The 3,665-nt window shown below is 43.4% G+C and carries 4 protein-coding genes; 3 read left to right on the top strand and 1 reads right to left on the bottom strand.

What is annotated here, in order from left to right; genetic code table 11:
• The 3 genes from QUA38_RS28010 to QUA38_RS28000 all read left to right on the top strand — a co-directional run.
• Positions 1-1,038: (Fe-S)-binding protein (locus tag QUA38_RS28010; RefSeq protein WP_333167653.1), on the top strand; the 1,038-nt coding region annotated here is incomplete at its 5' end.
• A 313-nt stretch (positions 1,039-1,351) separates the two neighbouring features.
• Positions 1,352-1,651 carry a hypothetical protein gene (locus tag QUA38_RS28005; protein ID WP_333167651.1) on the top strand — a complete coding sequence of 100 codons (300 nt, stop codon included), beginning with the start codon at positions 1,352-1,354 and terminating at the stop codon, positions 1,649-1,651.
• A gap of 280 nt (positions 1,652-1,931) precedes the next feature.
• A complete protein-coding gene (locus tag QUA38_RS28000) occupies positions 1,932-2,204 on the top strand; it encodes a transposase (RefSeq protein ID WP_333167649.1) in 273 nt (90 codons plus the stop codon).
• A gap of 230 nt (positions 2,205-2,434) precedes the next feature.
• Here the strand turns inward: QUA38_RS28000 and QUA38_RS27995 are convergent.
• A partial coding sequence (locus QUA38_RS27995) for a WD40 repeat domain-containing protein (protein WP_333167647.1) occupies positions 2,435-3,665 on the bottom strand: 1,231 nt, incomplete at its 5' end.

Here is a 3,665-nt window from a genome sequence, read left to right as displayed (position 1 = left end):
ACTCGCCACCAAGTTACTAGAAATCAGGAACGCACTTTTTCCGACAATGTAATTCGCACTCTGATTTTTAATCTCTTCCCTTATCCTCACAGATTGCGGCCTTTGCTTGTACCCCTGTTTATTTATCAAAAATTAGGACTGCCAAAACTTGTCCGCAAAACAGGTTTGTTGAAAAAAGTATTCCCTCGCTTGGCGGCGATGGAATCAATTTTGCCTAAAGTTACTGTCGATTCTTTCCGAGATAATTTACCAGAGGTAATTCCGGCACAAGGAGAGAAACGCTATCGAGTCGGCGTGATTTTAGGCTGCGTGCAGCGGCTGTTATTTTCGCCGGTTAATGAGGCTACTGTGCGAGTTCTAACGGCTAACGGTTGCGAGGTTGTGATTCCGAAAAGTCAGGGATGCTGTGCTGCTTTGCCGGAACACCAAGGCCAAGCGGAACAGGCGAAAGCTTTGGCAAGACAAATGATTGATAGCTTTGAAAATACTGGCGTTGATTTTGTGATTATCAACGCTGCTGGGTGCGGTCATACTTTGAAAGAATACGGTCACATTTTAGCAGAGGACCCGCAATATCGGGATAAAGCGGAGAAATTTGCTGCTAATGTTAAGGACGTGCAAGAGTTTTTGGCAAGTGCAGGAATTACGGCGAAACTCAATCCTTTGATTGACGGAGATTTGACAATTGTGTATCAAGATGCGTGTCATTTGTTGCACGGGCAAAAGATTAGTTTGCAGCCGCGTCAGTTGCTGCAACAAATCCCTGGGGTGAAGTTAAAAGAACCTATGGATGCGGTTTTGTGCTGCGGGAGTGCGGGAGTTTACAATATGCTTCAGCCGTATGTGGCTGATGAATTGGGAGCGCAAAAGGTGGAGAATTTGCTGAATACTGGGGCGGAGTTGATTGCTTCTTCTAATCCGGGTTGTTCTTTGCAAATTAAGAAGCATTTGGAGTTGCAGGGAAAGGAAGTTACTTTAATGCACCCAATTGAGCTTTTGGATTATTCGATTCGCGGGGTGAAGCTGCTGAGGAAGTAGTTTGGTAGGGCGGGTGGTGTCCGCCCTATTTTCGATGCGCTCTTTTGTGAATGAGATTTTTTTTTAATTAATTGCAGGAATTCACAGGCGGGGCGCCTGTTCCACAGAGGAGCGTCGGGTGAAGAGTTGCAAATTTACCGCCCTGACGGCGAACTGTTTACAAGTTACAGCAAATTCCATGTAAATGTGGTACACTACATTCAGTACATCAGCAGAAAAAATAAAAGCTTATTCGCTCGAGTTTCTTAAAAAAATAATTAAAGCCTATGAACAAGGTGATACATGAGTCAGGAAAGTAGCCCAACGTTTTGATGTGAGTAAAGCCTTTGTTCAAAAAATCTTAAAACAAAAACAAACGACTGGTCAAGTTCAACCAAAAAAACAGGGTGGAAGCCTTAAAAGTGTGTTGCACTCGTCCACAGATAAATTGGCCCAGATGGTAGAAAAATACCCTGATAGTACCTTATTAGAATATTGTGAATATTGGCTAGATAGCTACCAACAATCTGTCAGTCCTAGTATGATGTGTCGCGAATTAATCAAAGAAAATCTGACGAGAAAAAAAAGACAATACGGAGTAGTCAATCTGCCACTGACCGAGTGCAACTTTTGAGGTGTGAATATTGGGACAAAGTGAAAAATATCGACCCTGACAACCTCGTTTTTTTGGATAAAATGGGTGTTCTCTGGGGGTTAACACGAACCCATGCACGTTCAAACTGTGGTAGTAGAGTCTATGATTTAAAACCATTTTATCGGGGTGCTCTCATTCACAGTTATTGGAGCAATCAGCTTAAAAAAACTAGTAGGATTAATGACGCTCAACGGGTCGATGGATAGTCAGGCATTTGCAGTTTTTGTTGAACAGTGCTTAGTGCAAAACTTATGGGAGGGTGCAGTGGAAGTTAATTGATAATCTACCAGCCCATAAGTTGGCGGTGATTGAACCACTGATTCAAGCCGCTGGTGCAAGTGTTCTGAATTTATCACCCTATTCTCCTGACTTTAATCCAATCGAATTATGGTGGTCACAACTCAAAGCTTTTTTACGTAAGTTTTCGCCCACTACTACCAAGATGGTTGATGTTTTACTAGCTACGGCGCTTGATTTGGTTAATATTAAGCACTTTAAAAACTGGTTTACAAGCTGCTGCTACTGTACTTAATAAACCTGGAATCCGCTGTATGAGGAGGTTTCTCGTAGCTTGGAACAAGCCGAAGAGCGTGCAGAACAAGCCGAACAGCAGGCTGCTGTACTGGCAGAAAGACTGCCAGCGATGGGAATTGACCCGGAACAATTGTAAACTAGATGGGGGAAAAGAGCGATCGCACTTTTGCTAAAATTTAAAAGTGCGATCGGCATAATAACTAATGACTAATGACTGATAGCTAATGACTATTTCCCCTCTTCTAACCTCAAAAAATGCACCTGTCCCGAAGCTTCCGCCGCCACAATTGTCACCCCATCAGGTGCAATAGCGCAAGCTTTCAAAGCACTATCTCCCCTGAAACTAGCAATTACTTCTCGACTTAACAAATCCCAAACTTTGAGAGTATTATCGTCCGAAACAGAAATTGCCTTTGTTGCCATAGTCGCCACAGATGTTACCGCATCAGCATGACCTGCCAAAGTAAAAACTTCTTTTCTACTTGACAAATCCCAAACTTTCAAATTGTGTTCCCGCCCTCCTGAAATCGCCCATTTGCCATCCGCCGTAACTGCCACAGCATTCACAAAACTCTCATGACCTTTGAGAGTAAAAAGTAGATTTTTGACGGCTAAATTCCATAAATTTGCCAAAATATTCTTTTCTTTTCCCAAACTCCAAACTTTCAGAGTTTGGTCGCCGGAAGCCGAAATAACCCGCTTGCTGTCGGGAGTAACTGCCACAGCTTTTATCCCGTCCTCATGACCTGAAAAAGTAAAAAGTTCCTCTCCTGTTTCTAGATTCCAAACTTTAATAGTTTTGTCTCCAGAAGCGGAAATCGCCATCGTTCCGTCTGCCGTCACTGCCACAGAATTTACCCAGTCTGTATGACCACTGAAAGTAAAGATTTCCTTTCCGGTTTCTAGATCCCAAACTTTCACTGTTTTGTCGCCGGAACCCGAAACTACTCGCTTGCTATCCGGTGTGGTTGCGATCGCTTTTACCCAATCTTGATGTCCCGAAATAGTAAAAATTTCCTGTCCGTTTTTGAGATTCCAGACTTTAATGTTGTTGTCTCCTGAACCGGAAACCGATTTCGTACCGTCCGCCGTCACTGCTACAGCATTTACCCAGTCATCGTGACCTGCAAATGATAAATTTTCTTTGCCTACTTCTAAGTGCCAAACTTTGAGAGTTTTGTCAGAAGAACCAGAAACTATCCACTGGCCGTCGGGGGTAACAGCCACAGCATTCACTGGGGCGATGTGATTGGTAAAAGTGAAAAGTTCTTCTTTTGTTTCCAGATTCCAAACTTTCAGCGTTTTGTCGCCCGAAGCGGAAATTACCCGTTTGCCGTCGGGACTGACTGCCACAGCTTGAACGAAACTGCTGTGTTTTCCTAAAGTGAAAAGTTGCTTTCTTTCTGACAAACTCCAGACTTGAACAGTTCCGTCGTAACTGCCGGAAATTATTTGTTCG

This window comes from Microcoleus sp. Pol12B4, assembly GCF_036701385.1.
Classification (GTDB): Bacteria; Cyanobacteriota; Cyanobacteriia; order Cyanobacteriales; family Microcoleaceae; genus Microcoleus.
Note: the sequence above shows the minus strand (reverse complement) of the source record. Positions and strands in the feature narration are given on the sequence as shown.